Origin of the sequence: Streptomyces sp. NBC_00005 (assembly GCF_045160215.1) — a bacterium.
Classification (GTDB): Bacteria; Actinomycetota; Actinomycetes; order Streptomycetales; family Streptomycetaceae; genus Streptomyces.
Genome location: NZ_CP108316.1, coordinates 6,795,161 through 6,813,402, shown reverse-complemented (window position 1 = coordinate 6,813,402; position 18,242 = coordinate 6,795,161). Strand labels below are relative to the sequence as shown.

The following is an 18,242-nucleotide window of genomic DNA, read 5'->3' as shown; positions in this document are numbered from 1 at the left end:
TTGTGATGCCTGTCCCAAAGGGGCCCCACAGGGGGTCGAAGGTATCGCGAGAGCCCTCACAGCGGTCTCGGTGAGAGCCGGAAGTCGAGCGTCGTGCAGCGCCGTCCCGCCGACACCGTGCGCACCGCCTGGCCGATCGCCTTGCGGGAACCGACGAGGACGACCAGCTTCTTGGCCCGCGTGACCGCCGTGTAGAGGAGGTTGCGTTGAAGCATCATCCAGGCGCTGGTGGTCACCGGGATCACCACGGCCGGATATTCACTCCCCTGCGAGCGGTGGATGGTCACCGCGTACGCGTGGGCCAGCTCGTCGAGTTCGTCGAATTCGTACGGAACCTCCTCGTCCTCGTCGGTCAGCACCGTCAGGCGCTGGTCGACCGGGTCGAGCGAGGTGACCACGCCGACGGTGCCGTTGAAGACACCGTTCTTGCCCTTCTCGTAATTGTTGCGAATCTGGGTGACCTTGTCGCCGACACGGAAGACCCGCCCGCCGAACCGCTTCTCGGGCAGGTCGGGGCGGCCGGGGGTGATGGCCTGCTGGAGCAGGCCGTTGAGCGTGCCGGCGCCGGCGGGGCCGCGGTGCATGGGCGCGAGGACCTGGACGTCGCGGCGCGGGTCGAGCCCGAACTTGGCCGGAATTCGACGGGAGGCCACGTCCACGGTGAGCCGCCCCGCCTCCTCCGTCTCGTCCTCGACGAAGAGGAAGAAGTCCTTCATGCCGTCGGTGACCGGGTGCTGCCCGGAGTTGATCCGGTGCGCGTTGGTGACCACGCCGGACTGCTGGGCCTGGCGGAACACGCGCGTGAGGCGCACGGCGGGGATCGGGCTGCCGTCGGCGAGCAGGTCGCGCAGGACCTCGCCGGCGCCGACGCTGGGCAGCTGGTCGACGTCCCCGACGAAGAGGAGGTGGGCGCCCGGCGCGACCGCTTTCACCAGCTTGTTGGCGAGCAGCAGGTCCAGCATGGAGGCCTCGTCGACGACCACCAGGTCGGCGTCCAGCGGGCGGTCCTTGTCGTACGCCGCGTCGCCGCCGGGCTTCAGCTCCAGCAGGCGGTGGACGGTGGAGGCCTCGGCGCCGGTGAGCTCGGCCAGGCGCTTGGCGGCGCGGCCGGTGGGGGCGGCCAGGACCACCCTGGCCTTCTTGGCGCGGGCCAGCTCCACGATCGAGCGGACCGTGAAGGACTTGCCGCAGCCCGGCCCGCCGGTCAGCACGGCGACCTTCTTGGTCAACGCGAGCTTGACGGCGGCCTCCTGCTCCGGGGCGAGGTCCGCGCCCGTACGGCCCTTCAGCCAGGCCTGCGCCTTGTCCCAGTCCACGTCGTGGAAGCCGGGCATCCGGTCCTCGTCGGTGCGCAGGAGGCGCAACAGCTGGGCGGCGAGGGAGAGTTCGGCACGGTGGAAGGGGACGAGGTAGACGGCGGTCACCGGGTCCCCGCCGTCCGGGCCCGGCACCTTCTCCCGTACGACACCGGGGTCCTCGCCTTCCTCGGGCGGCTGCGCCAGTTCGGCGAGGCATTCGATGACCAGGCCGGTGTCGACCTGCAGCAGCTTCACCGCGTCGGCGATCAACTGCTCCTCGGGCAGATAGCAGTTGCCCTGGTCGGTGGCCTGCGACAGCGCGTACTGCAGGCCGGCCTTCACGCGCTCCGGGCTGTCGTGCGGGATGCCGACGGACTGGGCGATCTTGTCGGCGGTGAGGAAGCCGATGCCCCAGACGTCGGACGCGAGGCGGTAGGGCTGGTTCTTGACCACGGAGATCGACGCGTCGCCGTACTTCTTGTAGATGCGCACGGCGATGGAGGTGGACACCTCGACGGTCTGGAGGAAGAGCATGACCTCCTTGATCGCCTTCTGCTCCTCCCAGGCTTCGGCGATCTTCTTCGTGCGCTTGGGGCCGAGCCCGGGGACCTCGATGAGGCGCTTGGGCTCCTTCTCGATGATCTTCAGGGTGTCCAGGCCGAAGTGCTGGGTGATGCGGTCGGCGAAGATGGGGCCGATGCCCTTGACCAGACCGGATCCGAGATAGCGGCGGATGCCCTGGACCGTGGCGGGGAGCAGGGTCGTGTAGTTCTCGACGGTGAACTGCTTGCCGTACTGCGGGTGGGAGCCCCAACGCCCCTCCATGCGCAGGGACTCGCCGACCTGGGCACCGAGCAGCGCGCCGACGACCGTGAGGAGGTCGCCGGCTCCTCTGCCGGTGTCGACGCGGGCGACCGTGTAGCCGTTGTCCTCGTTGGCGTACGTGATCCGCTCCAGGACGCCCTCGAGCACGGCCTGCCGCCGTTCGCCCGTGGGATTCCCCGCCTGTTCAGCCATGATCCGACGGTACCGGTGAGGTGTGACAACGGCAGGGGGTTCGGGGGCCACCCGTTGGTGCGCCCCTACCGCGCTGTTACGCTCCGTGGCCGTGATGGACGCCAACAGCGCAGGTTCTGCCCAAGAGTTGTACGCCCGCATCGAGGCAGCGGTCGCGGGCACGCCGTACCGGATGCGCCGTACGGAACCCGGGTTCGACCTGACCGTGGACGTCGACGTCCCGCAGTGGCAGGAGCTGTTGACCCGTCGCCGGGTCAGCCAGGTGCACACCTACCGCATCGCGCTGCGCCCGGCGGACAAGATCTTCACGATGACGGATGTCGTGCGCACCGTCGAGTACGAAGCGGGCCCGGGCGGCGTGCGCCTGGGGAAGACGGTGTCCGTCGGCCGGAGCATGTCCGTCACCTCGCAGCGGACCTTCGGCGACTCCGGGCAGTCCGAGCAGTACACCTTCTCCTCCGCCGAGGGGCACCGTCTGATCCGGGGCGCGGCCGGGGAGCTGGGCTGGCGGGAGGCCAAGCCCGCGAGCGTGAAGATCGCCATCGGCGTCGGGATCCTCGGCGGGCTCGGCGCTCTCGCCGCGCTGATCGCCCTCGCGGTCGTCAAGTGGCTCTGACCGGCCGGTAGACCGATCCCCCCGCCCCTGGGCGGGGTGCCGTCCCGGTCACGATTGGGTTTCGGCCAGTCCCCACCCCTTGCTTCTCCGCCATGTAATCGATTCCAATCCTTCGTACACGTCGATGTAATCGATTCCACGAGGAGGTGGAGCGGCGATGGCGAGCATCAAGGACGTCGCTGCCGAGGCGGGCGTTTCCGTCGCCACGGTGTCGCGTGTTCTGAACGACCATCCGTCGGTCAGCGCGGACGCACGCACGCGCGTGCTGGCCGCCGTCGATGTGCTGGGCTACCGCCCGAACGCCGTCGCCCGTTCCCTGCGCACCGACCAGACCCACACCCTCGGGCTGGTCATCAGCGACGTGATGAACCCCTACTTCACCGAGCTGGCCCGCTCCGTCGAGGAGGAGGCCCGCGCGCTCGGCTACAGCGTCATCATCGGCAACGCCGACGAGCGGCCCGACCTCCAGGACCACCACGTACGGAACCTGCTGGACCGCCGTATCGACGGGCTCCTGGTCTCCCCCACCGACGGCGGCTCACCCCTCATGCTGGACGCCGCGCGCGCGGGGACGCCGATGGTCTTCGTGGACCGGTGGATCCCGGGCGTCGACGTACCCGTGGTGCGTGCCGACGGGCGGGCCGCCATACGGGACCTCGTCGCGCATCTGCACGGGCTGGGGCACCGCAGGCTCGCGATCATCGCGGGCCCGGCGGCGACCACGACCGGCAGTGAGCGCGTCGAGGCCTTCCGGGAGGCCATGGCCGAGTACGGGATCCCCCTCCCCGACGCCTACATCGGCCAGGGCGACTTCCAGGCCGAGAGCGGGCGGCGGGTCACCGACGGCTTCCTCGACCTGCCCGAGCCGCCCGAGGTCGTCTTCGCCGCCGACAACCTGATGGCACTCGGCGCACTGGACGCCGTACGCGCGCGTGGAATGCGCGTTCCCGACGACATCGCGCTGGCCGCCTTCGACGACATCCCGTGGTTCGTGCACACCGATCCGCCGATCACCGCGATCGCCCAGCCCACGGGCGAGCTGGGGCGCGCCGCCGTGCGCGCGCTGGTCGACCGCATCGAGGGGCGGCCCCCGCAGTCCGCCGCCCTCTCCGCCCATCTCGTCGTACGCCGCTCGTGCGGCGAGTCCCCCGTAACGAACAGGAGCCAGTCGTGAGCAACGCGGACGAGTTGCTGCGCATCGAAGGCATACGGAAGACCTTCCCCGGGGTGGTCGCGCTCGACAGCGTCGACTTCGACCTGCGCCGGGGCGAGGTGCACGTGCTGCTCGGTGAGAACGGCGCGGGCAAGAGCACCCTCATCAAGATGCTCTCCGGCGCCTACACGCCCGACGCCGGGCGGATCCTGGTCGGCGGCGAGGAGGTGCGCATCCATGGTGCGCAGGACTCCGAGCGCCTCGGGATCGCCACGATCTACCAGGAGTTCAACCTCGTACCCGACCTCACGGTCGCCGAGAACATCTTCCTGGGGCGACAGCCGCGCCGCTTCGGGATGATCGACCGGAAGACGATGGAGGCCGACGCCGCCGTCCTGCTGGAGCGGGTCGGCGTGACCGTGTCGCCCCGCGCGCGCGTGCGTGAACTCGGCATCGCGCGCCTGCAGATGGTCGAGATCGCGAAGGCGCTCAGCCTGAACGCGCGCGTGCTGATCATGGACGAGCCGACCGCCGTGCTCACCTCCGAGGAGGTCGAGAAGCTCTTCGCGATCGTGCGCAATCTGCGCGAGGACGGCGTCGGGGTCGTGTTCATCACCCACCACCTGGAGGAGATCGCCGCCCTCGGGGACCGGGTGACCGTCATCCGCGACGGCAAGTCCGTCGGGCAGGTCCCCGCCGCCACGCCCGAGGACGAGCTCGTACGCCTCATGGTGGGCCGTTCCATCGAGCAGCAGTACCCGCGTGAACAGCCCGAGACGGGCGCCGCGTTGCTCACCGTCGAGGGGCTGACCCGCGCCGGCGTCTTCCACGACGTCAGCTTCGAGGTGCACGCCGGTGAGGTCGTCGGCATCGCGGGGCTGGTCGGAGCGGGCCGTACGGAGGTCGTACGGGCCGTGTTCGGCGCGGATCCGTACGACAAGGGGGCCGTGAAGGTCTCCGGATCCGAGGTGCGGCGGGGAGACGTCAACGCCGCCATGACGGCCGGTATCGGGCTCGTGCCCGAGGACCGCAAGGGACAGGGGCTGGTGCTCGACGCGTCCGTCGAGGAGAACCTCGGCCTGGTGACCATGCGGGCCGCCACGCGCGCGGGGCTCGTCGACCTCAAGGCCCAGCACGGGTCGGCCGCCCGGATCGCCGAGCAGCTCGGTGTGCGGATGGCCGGACTCGGCCAGCACGTACGGACGTTGTCCGGCGGCAACCAGCAGAAGGTCGTCATCGGCAAGTGGCTCCTCGCGGACACCAAGGTGCTGATTCTCGACGAGCCCACGCGCGGCATCGACGTCGGCGCCAAGGTCGAGATCTACCAGCTGATCAACGAGCTGACGGCCGCCGGAGCCGCCGTCCTGATGATCTCCAGCGATCTCCCGGAAGTCCTCGGCATGAGCGACCGGGTGCTGGTGATGGCCCAGGGCCGGATCGCGGGCGAACTCGCGGCCGACGAGGCCACTCAGGACGCCGTGATGGCGCTCGCCGTAAGCAACCCCGTGAACGAGAAGACGGAAACGGAGGCCAGCCGTGGCCACTGACACGCTCAAGAGCACAACGGGCGCCGGTGGCGCCACAGGCGGCCTGCGCCGCCTCCTCCTCGACAACGGTGCGCTCACCGCGCTGATCGTCCTCGTCATCGCCCTGTCGGCGCTCTCCGGGGACTTCCTGACCACGGACAACCTCCTGAACGTGGGCGTGCAGGCGGCCGTGACCGCCGTCCTCGCCTTCGGCGTCACCTTCGTGATCGTCTCGGCGGGCATCGACCTGTCGGTGGGTTCGGTGGCGGCGCTGTCGGCCACCGTCCTTGCCTGGAGCGCGACTTCGCACGGCGTACCGGTCGTCATAGCGGTCGTCCTGGCCGTCGCCACCGGCATCGTGGCCGGTCTGGTCAACGGCTTCCTGATCGCGTACGGGAAGCTGCCGCCGTTCATCGCGACGCTCGCCATGCTGTCGGTGGCCCGCGGTCTGTCGCTGGTCGTCTCCGAGGGCTCCCCGATCCCCTTCCCGGACTCGGTCTCGCACCTCGGCGACACGCTGGGCGGCTGGCTGCCCGTACCGGTGCTGGTCATGATCGTGATGGGTCTGATCGCCGCGTTCGTGCTCGGCCGGACGTACATCGGCCGCTCCATGTACGCGATCGGCGGCAACGAGGAGGCCGCCCGCCTCTCCGGTCTGCGCGTGAAGAAGCAGAAGCTCGCGATCTACGCCTTCTCCGGTCTGTTCGCCGCGGTCGCCGGCATCGTCCTCGCCGCCCGCCTCTCCTCCGCGCAGCCGCAGGCCGCCGACGGCTACGAGCTGGACGCGATCGCCGCGGTCGTCATCGGCGGAGCGTCCCTGGCCGGCGGTACGGGCAAGGCCTCCGGCACCCTGATCGGCGCGCTGATCCTGGCGGTGCTGCGCAACGGCCTCAACCTCCTGAACGTGTCCGCCTTCTGGCAGCAGGTCGTCATCGGTGTCGTCATCGCGCTGGCGGTGCTCCTGGACACCCTGCGCCGCAAGGCCGGTGCGACGCCGGTGGCCGCCGGCACGGGTGGCAACAAGGGCAGGCAGGCGGGGACGTACGCACTGGCGGCGGTCGTCACCGTGGCGATCGTGGGCGCGACCTCCTTCCTGCACAACGGTTCCTCGTCCACGGCCAACCCGAAGATGGGGCTGTCCCTGTCCACCCTCAACAACCCCTTCTTCGTGCAGATCCGGGCGGGCGCCCAGGCCGAGGCGAAGAAGCTGGGCGTGGACCTGACCGTCACGGACGCCCAGAACGACGCCTCCCAGCAGGCCAACCAGCTGCAGAACTTCACCAGTTCGAACCTCGGCGCGATCATCGTCAACCCGGTGGACTCGGACGCGGCGAGCAACTCCGTGAAGGCCGCGGACAAGGCGAAGATCCCGGTCATCGCCGTCGACCGGGGCGTCAACAAGGCCACGGTGGACACCCTGGTGGCCTCCGACAACGTCGCGGGCGGTGAACTGTCCGCCAGGACGATCGGCGAGAAGCTCGGCGGCAAGGGCAAGATCGTGATCCTGCAGGGCCAGGCGGGCACCTCCGCCGCCCGCGAGCGCGCCGAGGGCTTCGCCAAGGGCCTCAAGGCCTACCCGGGTATCAAGGTCGTCGCCCAGCAGCCCGCCGACTTCGACCGCACCAAGGGTCTCGACGTGATGTCGAACCTGCTCCAGGCCCACCCGGACGTCCAGGGCGTCATCGCCGCCAACGACGAGATGGCGCTCGGCGCGATCAAGGCGCTGGGTTCCAAGGCCGGCAAGTCGGTCCAGGTCATCGGATTCGACGGCACGCCCGACGGCCTCACGGCGGTCAAGAAGGGCACCCTGTACGCATCCGTGGCGCAGCAGCCGACCCAGTTGGGCAGGATCGCCGTGGACAACGCGCTGAAGGCCCTGCAGGGCAAGAAGGTCCAGGAGACGGTGAAGGTGCCGGTGAAGGTGGTCACGAAGGAGAACGTGGCCGGCTTCAGCGGCTGACACAGGCGAGGAGGCGGGCGGTTCACGGGAACCGCCCGCCTTGCGTCACTCACTAGGGGAGCAACTTCATGTACGACTACGACCTCCTGGTCGTAGGGTCGGCCAACGCCGACCTTGTGATCGGCGTCGAGCGGCGGCCGGCTGCCGGCGAGACGGTGCTCGGCTCCGACCTGGCCGTGCACCCGGGGGGCAAGGGCGCGAACCAGGCGGTCGCGGCCGCCCGCCTCGGGGCCCGTACGGCCCTGCTGGCCCGGGTCGGCGACGACGCGTACGGCCGGCTGCTCCTCGACTCGCAGCGGGCGGCCGGCGTCGACACGGTGGGCGTGCTGGTGGGCGGGGCGCCGACGGGGGTCGCGCTGATCACCGTCGACCCCTCCGGGGACAACAGCATCGTGGTGTCGCCGGGGGCGAACGGGAAGCTCGCTCCGGGGGACGTCCGGGCCGCCGCGTGCCTCTTCCAGGCCTCGCGCGTGGTCTCCGCGCAGCTGGAGATCCCGCTCGAGACGGTCGTGGAGGTCGTACGCAGTCTGACCCCGGACAGCCGTTTCGTCCTGAACCCGTCCCCGCCACGGCCCTTGCCGCCCGAGGTACTCGCGGCCTGCGACCCGCTGATCGTCAACGAGCACGAGGCCAAGGTGGTCCTCGGCGACGCGTGCGTCTCCGAGCGCCCGGAGGACTGGGCCCGGCTGCTGCTCGCCAAGGGCCCGCGCTCGGTCGTGGTCACCCTGGGCGCGGAGGGCGCGCTGGTGGCCTCCTCGGAGGGCGTGACGCGGGTGCCTTCGGTGAAGGTGGACGCGGTGGACACGACGGGTGCGGGCGACGCGTTCACGGCGGCGCTGGCGTTCCGGCTGGGTGCGGGGGCGTCGCTCGCGCAGGCCGCGGTGTACGCGGCGCGCGTCGGCGCGGCCGCCGTCACCAAGGAGGGCGCGCAGGTGTCCTTCCCGACGGCGGAGGAGGTCGACGCACTGTGAAGAAGACGGGAATCCTGAACCGTCACCTCTCCGGGGCGCTGGCCGAGCTGGGCCACGGGGACGGGGTGCTGGTCTGCGACGCGGGCATGCCGATACCGGACGGCCCTCGGGTCGTGGACCTGGCGTTCCGCGCCGGGGTGCCGTCCTTCGCGGAGGTGCTGGACGGTCTGCTGGCCGAGCTGGTGGTGGAGGGCGCCACGGCGGCGACGGAGCTGCGGGAAGCCAATCCGGCGGCCTCGGCGCTGCTGGAACGGGAGTTTCCCAAGCTGGAACTGGTCTCGCACGAGCGGCTGAAGGAGCTGTCGGCGGGCGCGCGCTTGGTCGTACGAACGGGAGAAGCCCGACCGTACGCGAACGTGCTGCTGCACTGCGGGGTGTTCTTCTAGGACGCGTCACACAAATTCGAGGGGGCCCGATCCGTCGACCGGGCCCCCTCGGCTTTTCCCCTCCAACATCAGAACCCCCGCGATCCCCCCAGATCCCCCTCCGAGAAGTCCTGATGCCAAGTACGACCCGCCGGGTGCCGGAAGGGTTGCACGGCATTTTCAGATTTTTTCCCGGGATGGGTCGGCGGAGGGGTTCGCCCAGGTCAGAGCGCTACTTGAGCGCGCAGTTGGGGGAGCGTCCGAAGGCGGCCGTGCAGGTCGGTCGGCGCTTCACATGTCCAGTGGATCGCGTGTTCCCCACGCGGGGCGTCTTGCCGTCCTTGACGCGCAGGACCTCCTTGCCCTTCTCCTGCAGCTTGCTGGAGAACTTGTAGGCGGCCTTGTGGACCTTCGTGGTCGCGGCCAGGGACACCCACTTGGTGCCGTGCTTCACCTGGAGCGTGACGACACTGCCGTCCTTCAGACCGGCGGCCGGCGACGAGAGCGGCGGAGAGGCAACTCTCATCAGAACATGAGACTGCCCCGCCCGGACAAATTCGCCGATGCGGGGCAGATGGTGCGGCCGGCCGTGCTACCGCCGGTTACCTGATGACGTGCTCGACGAACCGCGCCGCCGTCTCCGCCAGCACCTCGCGCCCGCCCCTCGCCCACAGCGCGTCGTTGAACAGCTCGACCTCGATGGCGCCCGTGTACCCGGCCGCCTCGACGTACCCCTTCCACTCCCGCATGTCGATCGAGCCGTCCCCGATCTGCCCACGGCCGTTGAGCACGCCCTCCGGCAGCGGGGTGGTCCAGTCGGCCAGCTGGAAGGTGTGGATACGACCCCCCGCGCCCGCCCGGGCGATCTGCGCCGGTGCCTGGTCGTCCCACCAGATGTGGTACGTGTCCACCGTGACGCCGACCTGGTGCGCCGGGAAGCGTTCCGCGAGGTCGAGCGCCTGGGTGAGCGTCGAGACCACGCAGCGGTCGGAGGCGTACATCGGGTGGAGCGGCTCGATGGCCAGCCGTACACCGTGCTGCTCCGCGTACGGGCCCAGCTCCCCCAGCGCGTCCGCGATCCGCTCCCGCGCCCCGTGCAGGTCCTTGGAGCCGGCCGGCAGGCCGCCGGAGACCAGGACGAGCGTGTCGGTGCCCAGCGTCGCCGCCTCGTCGATCGCGCGCCGGTTGTCCTCCAGGGCGGCCGCACGCTCGGCCGGGTCGATCGCCGTGAAGAAGCCGCCGCGGCACAGGGTGGTGACGGTCAGGCCCGCGTCGCGGATCAGTTTCGCCGTCGCGTCGACACCGTACGACTGGACCGGTTCACGCCACAGGCCGACGCCCGGTACGCCCAACTCCAGGCAGGCGTCCACCAGTTCCGGCATCGACAGCTGCTTCACCGTCATCTGGTTGATGGAGAAGCGGGACAGCTCCCCGAGAGCGCTCACTGGTTCACCCCGTACAACGAAAGCAGGTTCTTCATCCGCTCCTCCGCGAGCTTCGGGTCCGGGAACAGGCCCAGGCCGTCGGCGAGTTCGTAGGCGCGGGCGAAGTGCGGCAGGGAGCGGGCCGACTGGAGGCCGCCGACCATGGTGAAGTGCGACTGGTGGCCGGCCAGCCAGGCCAGGAAGACCACGCCCGTCTTGTAGAAGCGGGTGGGCGTCTGGAACAGGTGGCGGGACAACTCGACCGTGGGGTCGAGGAGTTCACGGAAGCCGACAACGTTTCCCGTGTCGAGGACCCGCACCGCCTCGGCCGCCAGCGGGCCCAGCGGGTCGAAGATGCCGAGCAGCGCGTGGCTGAAGCCCTTCTCGTCGCCCGCGATCAGCTCGGGGTAGTTGAAGTCGTCGCCCGTGTAGCAGCGAACCCCGTCCGGGAGCCGGCGGCGGATGTCGATCTCGCGCCCGGCCTCGAGCAGGGACACCTTGATGCCGTCCACCTTGTCCGGGTGGGCGGCGATGACCTCCAGGAAGGTGTCGGTTGCCGCGTCCAGGTCGGACGAGCCCCAGTAGCCCTCCAGTGCCGGGTCGAACATCGGGCCGAGCCAGTGCAGGACCACCGGCTCGGTGGCCTGGCGCAGCAGGTGGCCGTAGACCTCGAGGTAGTCCTCGGGGCCGGAAGCCGCGGCGGCCAGCGCGCGGGAGGCCATCAGGATGGCCTGGGCGCCCGACTCCTCGACGAGGGCGAGCTGCTCCTCGTAGGCCGCCCGGACCTCCACGAGAGACCCGGCGCCGATCTGGTCCGTGCCGACACCGCAGGCGATACGGCCGCCGACCGACTTGGCCTCGGCGGCGCTGCGGCGGATCAGTTCGGCCGCGCCCGCCCAGTCCAGGCCCATGCCGCGCTGGGCGGTGTCCATGGCCTCGGCGACACCGAGCCCGTGGGCCCACAGGTGGCGGCGGAAGGCGAGGGTGGCGTCCCAGTCGACGGCGGCGGGCGAGTCGGGCGACGCGTCCGCGTACGGGTCGGCCACCACGTGGGCCGCCGAGAAGACCGTACGAGAGGTGAGGGGTGAACCGGTGGTGACGGCGAGGGGTTCCGGGCGGGGCTCGTACGCCCTCAACCCGCCCTTGAAGTCCGGGAGTCGGATGGTCACAGCTGGATCTCCGGTACGTCGATGCGCAGACCCTCCGCCGAGGACTTCAGGCCCAGCTCGGCGAGCTGGACGCCGCGGGCGCCGGCGAGCAGGTCCCAGTGGTAGGGGGCGTCGGCGTACACGTGCCGGAAGAACAGCTCCCACTGGGCCTTGAAGCCGTTGTCGAACTCGTCGTTGTCCGGGATCTCCTGCCACTGGTCGCGGAAGGAGTAGGTGGCCGGGATGTCGGGGTTCCAGACCGGCTTGGGGGTCGTACTGCGGTGCTGGACACGGCAGTTGCGCAGGCCCGCGACAGCGGAGCCCTCGGTGCCGTCGACCTGGAACTCGACGAGTTCGTCGCGGTTGACGCGGACCGCCCACGAGGAGTTGATCTGGGCGATCGCGCCGCCGTCGAGCTCGAAGATGCCGTAGGCGGCGTCGTCGGCGGTGGCGTCGTAGGGCTTGTCGTTCTCGTCCCAGCGCTGCGGGATGTGGGTGGCGGTGAGGGCCTGGACGGACTTCACGCGGCCGAACAGCTCGTGCAGGACGTACTCCCAGTGCGGGAACATGTCGACGACGATGCCGCCGCCGTCCTCGGCGCGGTAGTTCCAGGACGGGCGCTGGGCGGTCTGCCAGTCGCCCTCGAAGACCCAGTAGCCGAACTCGCCCCGGATGGACAGGATCCGGCCGAAGAAGCCGCCGTCGATGAGGCGCTTCAGCTTGAGCAGGCCGGGGAGGAACAGCTTGTCCTGGACGACGCCGTGCTTGATGCCGGCGTCGGCGGCCAGCCGGGCCAGCTCCAGGGCGCCTTCCAGACCGGTGGCCGTCGGCTTCTCCGTGTAGATGTGCTTGCCCGCCGCGATCGCCTTCTTGATCGCCTCCTCGCGGGCCGAGGTCACCTGGGCGTCGAAGTAGATCTCGACGGTCGGGTCGGCGAGGACCGCGTCGACGTCGGTCGAGATGTTCTCCGGATCCAGACCGTGCTGTTCGGCGAGCGCGCGCAGCGCGTGCTCACGGCGGCCGACCAGGATCGGTTCCGGCCACAGCACGGTGCCGTCGCCGAGGTCGAGGCCGCCCTGTTCGCGGATGGCCAGGATGGAACGGACCAGGTGCTGGCGGTAGCCCATGCGCCCGGTCACGCCGTTCATGGCGATACGCACCGTCTTGCGTGTCACGTCATTCCCTTCGCAGGCGTCGTACTCAGCGTCGTACGCGAATGTGCGCGCCGCGTCGGCCCTACTGATGAGCGTCACAGCAAGCGCTTTCTATCCAATGAGAAGCTAGCCTCTCAGCAGCGGTATAGACAAGACCGTGACCGCTTCGAGTTGTTCGAGGGGACGAACAGTCGGGGGTTGTGGCCGTAAGGTCTGCTCGACGTTGCTCGGAACCGTGGGCCCGGTGCGGCCTGTCTACGAGGGCGTATGACGAGATACGACGAGATGCGTGACCGGAGGACGACGAGATGACGGTGACCCTGGCGGACGTGGCGGCCCGCGCGCAGGTCTCGCCCGCGACGGTGTCGCGCGTGCTGAACGGGAACTACCCCGTGGCCGCCTCCACCCGGGAGCGGGTGCTGAAGGCGGTCGACGAGCTGGACTACGTGCTCAACGGGCCGGCCAGCGCACTGGCGGCCGCCACCTCCGACCTGGTCGGCATTCTGGTCAACGACATCGCCGACCCCTTCTTCGGGATCATGGCGAGCGCGATCCAGTCGGAGATCGGGGGGCCCGGCGGGCGCGCCGGGGGCGAGCGGCTGGCGGTCGTCTGCAACACGGGGGGTTCGCCGGAGCGGGAGTTGACGTATCTGACCCTCCTGCAGCGGCAGCGTGCGGCGGCGGTCGTGCTGACCGGCGGCGCCATGGAGAACGCGCCGCACGCGGCGGCGGTTGCGGCGAAGCTGCGCAGGCTGACGGACGCGGGGACGCGCGTGGTGCTGTGCGGGCGGCCGCCGGCGCCGGACACGGGGGCGATCGCGCTCGCCTTCGACAACCGCGGGGGCGGGCAGCGGCTGACCGAGCATCTGATCGGCCTCGGTCATCGGCGGCTCGGCTACATCGCGGGGCCGGAGGAGCGGACGACGACGCGGCACCGGCTGGAGGGCCACCGGGCGGCGCTGGCCGCGGCGGGGATCGAGGAGGATCCCCGGTGGACGGTGTGGGGGCGGTACGACCGGACGTCGGGATACGAGGCGACGCTGGAGCTGTTGCGTCGGGACCCCTCTCTTACGGCGGTGGTCGCGGCGAACGACTCCGTCGCGCTGGGGGCGTGTGCGGCGCTGCGCGAGTCGGGGCTGCGGATTCCTGACGACGTGTCCGTCGCCGGGTTCGACGATCTGCCGTTCAGTGTGGATGCGGTGCCTGCTCTGACGACGGTGCGGTTGCCGTTGGCGGAGGCGGGCGCGCGGGCGGGGCGGATCGCGATGGGGCGGGAGGAGCCGCCGCCCGGGGGGATCGCCACGGTGGGGGGAGAGCTGATGGTGCGGGGGTCTTCCGGCGTTCCGCGGAAGACGACGTCGGTGTGACCGTCTCTGGGGGCTGCCGCCCCCAGACCCCCGCTTCGGCCTGAACGGCCTCGTCCTCAAACGCCGGACGGGCCGAGTTGCAGGGACCGGTGTGGAGAGGTGTCGTCGGCCTCCTCCTTCACCGTCAGGAATCCGAACAGCTCCGGAATACCGTCCGGGCCGTTCTCCGCGGTGCGGGTGAGGCGTAGGCCTGTGGTCGTCGCGGCGTTCAGGAGGTCGGCCATCGGTAGGTGCCAGGCGCCGACCCTGACACGTACGCCTGCGGGGTTCCCGCCGTCGAAGCGGCGGGAGCGGTCGGTGTAGCCGGGGTCCACGACCACCCTCGGCGGGTCGCTCCGGTCCGCGAAGGCACCGACGAAGCACGGGTGCACCCCCAGGTGCACGAACCGGCCGCCGGGCGCCAGTACCCGCGCGATCTCGCGCAGCACGGCCGCGTAGTCCGGCACGTCCGTGCTCGCCAGCACGCAGACGGCGGCCGGTACCGAGCCGTCCGCCAGCGGGAGCGCCGTCGCGTCGGCGACCGCGACCGGCAACCGCCGTACCGCATGGCGCAGTTGGCCCCGGGAGAGGTCCACGCCCAGTGGGGTCCAGCCCAGTTCGCCCAGCCGGGACGCGTGGGCGCCGGTACCGCAGCAGACGTCGAGGCATGTTCCGCTGCCGTGGCCGAGCAGGTCGCCGAGCGTCTCGTGGACCCGCTGGACGTAGTGGCCGACGCCGTCGGCCGACATGTGGTCGTTGTACCAGTCGGCGTGTTCGTCGTACACCGCCGTCCTGCTCCCGGGCATACCCCCCGGCGTACCCCCTGTCGTGCCCTCTGCCGTGCTCCCTGTCGTGCTCTCTGTCGCGCTCCCCGTCGTCTCCATGACCGTGATCGTAGGAACCGCCCCGTCACCGCGAGGCGCCGTTCGCTCAAGGCTTCAGCCGGGGTACGAACCGGCGTCCGGTGGTCGACGAGGGGTAGCCCCAGGGGTTCGGGTGTCCTAGGCTCGACCCGACGGTATCTCTGACTGAGTCAACCATCCGGGGGTCGATCCTCATGACGGTCCAGGACATCCGCACCTTCAACCGCTTCTACACGAATGTCATCGGCGCCCTCGACTACAGCCGCCAGCTGTACGCCCCGTACACCCTGACCGAGTCCCGCGTGCTCTACGAACTCGCGCACTCCCCGCGTACGGACGCGGTCGATCTGCGGACCGAACTCTTCCTGGACGCCGGGTACTTGAGCCGGATCCTGAACAAGTTCGAGGAGGACGGGCTGATCGAGCGCACCCCGTCCGCGCGTGATCCCCGGCGCCGCCGGGTCACGCTGACGCCCCGCGGCCGCGAGACCGCCGGCCTGCTCGCCGAGCGGGCGAACGAATCCGTCGGCGCACTCCTGTCCACCGTGCCGTCCGCCGACCGGCCGCGTCTGGCGGAGGCGCTGCGAGCCGTCCGCGAGATCCTCTCCGACGGCCGTCCGCCCCGCCGCGAGGACGTCGTCCTGCGCGAGCCCGGACCCGGCGACCTGGGCTGGATCGTGCAGCGCAACGCCGCGCTGTACGCCGCCGAGCACGGCTTCAACGCCGACTACGAGGGGCTGGTGGCCCGTATCGTCGCCGACTTCGCCGAGGACCACGACCCGCATCTGGAGCGGGTGTGGATCGCCGAGCTCGACGGGCGGCCGGTGGGGTGCGTGATGTGCGTGCGGGACGACGCGCCCGCCACCGCACGGCTGCGTCTGCTGCTCGTCGAGCCCGACGCGCGCGGGCTCGGCATCGGCGACCGGCTCGTCGGGGCCGTCGTCGACTTCGCCCGCGGGGTCGGCTACCGCGACCTCGTGCTGTGGACCAACGACATCCTGGCCGCCGCCCGCCGTGTCTATCAGCGCCACGGTTTCGTCCTGGTCGCCGAGAAGCCGCACCGTTCCTTCGGAAAGGACCTGACCGGCCAGGACTGGCGACTGGACCTGCACGGCACACCCGGGTGACAGTAGAGACCATGAGACTGGCGTTCTCCACCCTCGGCGTCCCCGGCCTGCCGATCCCGGAAGTGATCCGGCTCGCGGCCACTCACGGCTACCACGGCGTGGAGCTGCGTGCGCACCCGGAGGAGCCGGTCCATCCCGGCATCGACCTCGCCGAACGGGCCGACGTGGCCTCCGAGTTCAAGGCGGGGGGCATCGAGATCCTGGGCCTCGCCGGGTACTCGCGCGTGGCTGCGCCCGGCGACGACGGCCCGGTCATCGAGGAGATCCGCACCCTCCTCGACCTCGCCCGCGACCTCGGCGCCCCCTACATCCGGGTCTTCCCGGGCGCCGGCACCGAGCAGACCCCCGAGCGCGCCGACGCGACGGCCGCCCGGCGGCTCGGCACGGCCGCGGAGTACGCCGCCGACCTCGGCGTACGCATCCTGCTGGAGACCCACGACTCGCACCGCAGGGCCGCCGACGCGATCCGCATCCTCGGCAAGGTCGGCCACCGCCAGGTCGGCGCCCTCTGGGACGTCATGCACACCTGGCTGGGCGGCGAGCAGCCCTCGGAGTCGTACGCGGCCCTCTCGCCGTATCTCGGATACGTCCAGGTCAAGGACATCGCCTCCGCCGAGGACACGACCCCGCTCGCGCTCGGCGCCGGCGTGCTGCCGCTCACCGACTGCGTGGAGGTCCTCTCCCGGCACGGCTGGGACGGCTGGCTGTGCTGGGAGTACGAGAAGCGGTGGTACGAGGACGCCGCGCCCCTGCCGGAGCTGCTGGCGGCGGGACGGGAGCACCTGGGGCGGCTGCTCAACGAGTGCGCCTGACCGGGCCCGCCTCCCGGTAATTCGGTCGCCGGGCGCCGGTACGGCCGGATAGCGTCCCCGCCATGCCTCCGCAGCCCACGCCGCACACCGCCATGCCCTCATGAGCCTCAGCCGTACGTTCGTCGACGTCCGGCCGGTGCGCACCTCCCCCGTCTTCCGGCGGCTGCTGATCGGGCGGACGGTGTCCACGCTGGGCGGCTTCATGACCATGGTGACCGTCATGTACCAGGTCTGGGACATGACGCACAGCGCGGTCTGGACGGGCGCGGTGGGTCTGGCGGGAGCGCTGCCGCTGGTCCTCGTCGGGCTGTTGGCCGGCGCGTGGGTGGACCGCGGCGACCGGCGCCGCATCTTCCTCTTCAACACCGTTGCCCAGGCGGTCTGTTCACTGCTCCTCGCGGTCCAGGGCTTCACCGGCCATACGCCGGTGGCCGTCGTGCTGGTGCTGGTCGCCGCGCAGTCGGGCTTCGGCGCGGTGGGCGGTCCGGCGGCGGGCGTGTTCGTACCGCGGCTGCTGCCGAAGGACCAGGTGGCGGCCGGTCTGGCACTCAACATGATGTCGTTCACGACGATGATGCTCGTCGGCCCCGCCCTGGGCGGCCTGCTGATCGGCTGGGCGGGCATCGGCGTCTGTTACCTGGTGGACGCCCTGAGCTTCACGCTCGCCTTCTACGGCGCCTTCGGGCTGCCCGCGCTGCCGCCGGAGGGCGAGCCGTCGCGGGCCGGACTGCACGGCGTCCTGGACGGGCTGCGCTTCCTGGCCGGGCACCGAGTGGTGCGCGGTGCCCTGATCACCGACCTGGCGGCCACCGTCCTGGCGATGCCGGTCAGCCTTTTCCCGCTGGTGAACGCGGAGCGCTTCGGCGGCAACCCGCGCACGCTCGGCCTGTTCCTCTCCGCGCTCTCGGTCGGCGGAATCATGTCCTCCGTCTTCTCCGGCACGGTCACCCGTCTCGGCCGCCCCGGCCTGGTGATGCTGTGCGGCGCCGGAACATGGGGGGTGGCACTGGCCGCGTTCGGCCTGATGACCAGTGCGTGGGCCGGGCTGGCCTGTCTGGTCGTGGCCGGTGCCGCAGACAACGCGTCGGTGGTCGCGCGCGGCACCATCGTGCAGACCCGCACCCCGGACTCGCTGCTGGGCCGGGTGACGGCGGCCGAGCAGATCGTCGGCCGGGCGGGGCCCGACATCGGCAATCTGCGCGGCGGCCTGCTCGCCGGCTGGACATCGGGCGCGACGGCCCTGGTCACCGGGGGTGTGCTGTGTCTGCTGGCGGTGGTGTCCGTGGGCGCGAGCACTCCGGAACTGCGGGCCGGCGCGGGCGTCACACCGGCCGAGCCGTAATCTTCGCCGACCCGCCCAGGAACCATTCCAGTACGGCGGGCCAGGAGCCGTAGCCGGCCTCGAGGTCGAGGTGAACGGAGGGAGAACGCTTGGAGCGCTTCTCGCGCTGGTCCGGCGCGA

General features: G+C 70.9%; 16 protein-coding genes. 10 read left to right on the top strand and 6 right to left on the bottom strand.

The window, feature by feature from the left end; all coding sequences use genetic code 11:
* Positions 1-56 precede the first annotated feature (56 nt).
* Positions 57-2,315 carry an ATP-dependent RecD-like DNA helicase gene (locus OG303_RS31340; RefSeq protein ID WP_405872572.1) on the bottom strand — a complete coding sequence of 753 codons (2,259 nt, stop codon included), beginning with the start codon at positions 2,313-2,315 and terminating at the stop codon, positions 57-59.
* A gap of 91 nt (positions 2,316-2,406) precedes the next feature.
* On the opposite strand from OG303_RS31340, the gene OG303_RS31335 reads away from it, so the two are divergent.
* From OG303_RS31335 to rbsD, 6 genes are all read left to right on the top strand, one after another.
* The gene (locus OG303_RS31335; protein ID WP_405872571.1) at positions 2,407-2,931 is read left to right on the top strand and encodes a hypothetical protein; all 525 of its coding nucleotides are present in this window, start codon (positions 2,407-2,409) and stop codon (positions 2,929-2,931) included.
* Positions 2,932-3,088: 157 nt separating this feature from the next.
* Entirely contained in the window at positions 3,089-4,105 is a 1,017-nt protein-coding gene (locus OG303_RS31330; protein WP_405872569.1) for a LacI family DNA-binding transcriptional regulator, read from the top strand.
* Positions 4,102-5,631 (top strand): sugar ABC transporter ATP-binding protein, encoded by a 1,530-nt coding sequence (locus OG303_RS31325; RefSeq protein ID WP_405872568.1) that lies wholly within the window; start codon positions 4,102-4,104, stop codon positions 5,629-5,631. The genes OG303_RS31330 and OG303_RS31325 overlap by 4 nt, the downstream gene beginning before the upstream one ends.
* Positions 5,621-7,570 carry a substrate-binding domain-containing protein gene (locus tag OG303_RS31320; RefSeq protein WP_405872567.1) on the top strand — a complete coding sequence of 650 codons (1,950 nt, stop codon included), beginning with the start codon at positions 5,621-5,623 and terminating at the stop codon, positions 7,568-7,570. The genes OG303_RS31325 and OG303_RS31320 overlap by 11 nt, the downstream gene beginning before the upstream one ends.
* A gap of 68 nt (positions 7,571-7,638) precedes the next feature.
* The gene (locus OG303_RS31315) at positions 7,639-8,541 is read left to right on the top strand and encodes a ribokinase (protein ID WP_405872566.1); all 903 of its coding nucleotides are present in this window, start codon (positions 7,639-7,641) and stop codon (positions 8,539-8,541) included.
* Positions 8,538-8,927, top strand: coding sequence for a D-ribose pyranase (gene rbsD, locus OG303_RS31310; RefSeq protein ID WP_405872564.1), 390 nt, complete (start codon positions 8,538-8,540; stop codon positions 8,925-8,927). Before OG303_RS31315 ends, rbsD begins: the two co-directional genes overlap by 4 nt.
* Before the next feature lie 211 nt (positions 8,928-9,138).
* Here rbsD and OG303_RS31305 read toward each other — a convergent pair whose 3' ends face one another.
* The 4 genes from OG303_RS31305 to OG303_RS31290 all read right to left on the bottom strand — a co-directional run bounded on the left by OG303_RS31305 (position 9,139) and on the right by OG303_RS31290 (position 12,653).
* On the bottom strand, positions 9,139-9,432 hold the full coding sequence (locus OG303_RS31305; protein ID WP_405872562.1) for a hypothetical protein: 294 nt from the start codon (positions 9,430-9,432) through the stop codon (positions 9,139-9,141).
* A gap of 76 nt (positions 9,433-9,508) precedes the next feature.
* Positions 9,509-10,309, bottom strand: a complete 801-nt coding sequence (locus OG303_RS31300) for a sugar phosphate isomerase/epimerase family protein (protein WP_405877578.1) — start codon at positions 10,307-10,309, stop codon at positions 9,509-9,511.
* A gap of 38 nt (positions 10,310-10,347) precedes the next feature.
* A complete protein-coding gene (locus OG303_RS31295; protein WP_405872561.1) occupies positions 10,348-11,499 on the bottom strand; it encodes a dihydrodipicolinate synthase family protein in 1,152 nt (383 codons plus the stop codon).
* The gene (locus tag OG303_RS31290) at positions 11,496-12,653 is read right to left on the bottom strand and encodes a Gfo/Idh/MocA family protein (protein ID WP_405872560.1); all 1,158 of its coding nucleotides are present in this window, start codon (positions 12,651-12,653) and stop codon (positions 11,496-11,498) included. The genes OG303_RS31295 and OG303_RS31290 overlap by 4 nt, the downstream gene beginning before the upstream one ends.
* Before the next feature lie 287 nt (positions 12,654-12,940).
* Here OG303_RS31290 and OG303_RS31285 point away from each other — a divergent pair, with 287 nt between their 5' ends.
* Positions 12,941-13,999 (top strand): LacI family DNA-binding transcriptional regulator, encoded by a 1,059-nt coding sequence (locus OG303_RS31285; protein ID WP_405872559.1) that lies wholly within the window; start codon positions 12,941-12,943, stop codon positions 13,997-13,999.
* 56 nt (positions 14,000-14,055) lie between these two features.
* Here OG303_RS31285 and OG303_RS31280 read toward each other — a convergent pair whose 3' ends face one another.
* A complete protein-coding gene (locus OG303_RS31280; RefSeq protein WP_405872558.1) occupies positions 14,056-14,784 on the bottom strand; it encodes a class I SAM-dependent methyltransferase in 729 nt (242 codons plus the stop codon).
* A 251-nt stretch (positions 14,785-15,035) separates the two neighbouring features.
* Between OG303_RS31280 and OG303_RS31275 the strand changes: the two genes are divergently transcribed.
* The 3 genes from OG303_RS31275 to OG303_RS31265 all read left to right on the top strand — a co-directional run bounded on the left by OG303_RS31275 (position 15,036) and on the right by OG303_RS31265 (position 18,122).
* Positions 15,036-15,968 (top strand): GNAT family N-acetyltransferase, encoded by a 933-nt coding sequence (locus OG303_RS31275; RefSeq protein ID WP_405872557.1) that lies wholly within the window; start codon positions 15,036-15,038, stop codon positions 15,966-15,968.
* A gap of 11 nt (positions 15,969-15,979) precedes the next feature.
* The gene (locus OG303_RS31270) at positions 15,980-16,780 is read left to right on the top strand and encodes a sugar phosphate isomerase/epimerase family protein (protein ID WP_405872556.1); all 801 of its coding nucleotides are present in this window, start codon (positions 15,980-15,982) and stop codon (positions 16,778-16,780) included.
* A 100-nt stretch (positions 16,781-16,880) separates the two neighbouring features.
* Entirely contained in the window at positions 16,881-18,122 is a 1,242-nt protein-coding gene (locus OG303_RS31265; protein ID WP_405872555.1) for an MFS transporter, read from the top strand.
* Positions 18,123-18,242: the final 120 nt, after the last annotated feature.

Excerpts from the sequence above, each read along its gene's own strand:
- OG303_RS31340 (WP_405872572.1), bottom strand. The coding sequence starts at position 2,315 with ATGGCTGAACAGGCGGGGAATCCCACGGGCGAACGGCGGCAGGCCGTG.
- OG303_RS31330 (WP_405872569.1), top strand. The coding sequence starts at position 3,089 with ATGGCGAGCATCAAGGACGTCGCTGCCGAGGCGGGCGTTTCCGTCGCC.
- OG303_RS31315 (WP_405872566.1), top strand. The coding sequence starts at position 7,639 with ATGTACGACTACGACCTCCTGGTCGTAGGGTCGGCCAACGCCGACCTT.
- OG303_RS31305 (WP_405872562.1), bottom strand. The coding sequence starts at position 9,432 with ATGAGAGTTGCCTCTCCGCCGCTCTCGTCGCCGGCCGCCGGTCTGAAG.
- OG303_RS31300 (WP_405877578.1), bottom strand. The coding sequence starts at position 10,309 with ATGACGGTGAAGCAGCTGTCGATGCCGGAACTGGTGGACGCCTGCCTG.
- OG303_RS31285 (WP_405872559.1), top strand. The coding sequence starts at position 12,941 with ATGACGGTGACCCTGGCGGACGTGGCGGCCCGCGCGCAGGTCTCGCCC.
- OG303_RS31280 (WP_405872558.1), bottom strand. The coding sequence starts at position 14,784 with ATGCCCGGGAGCAGGACGGCGGTGTACGACGAACACGCCGACTGGTAC.
- OG303_RS31275 (WP_405872557.1), top strand. The coding sequence starts at position 15,036 with ATGACGGTCCAGGACATCCGCACCTTCAACCGCTTCTACACGAATGTC.
- OG303_RS31270 (WP_405872556.1), top strand. The coding sequence starts at position 15,980 with ATGAGACTGGCGTTCTCCACCCTCGGCGTCCCCGGCCTGCCGATCCCG.
- OG303_RS31265 (WP_405872555.1), top strand. The coding sequence starts at position 16,881 with ATGAGCCTCAGCCGTACGTTCGTCGACGTCCGGCCGGTGCGCACCTCC.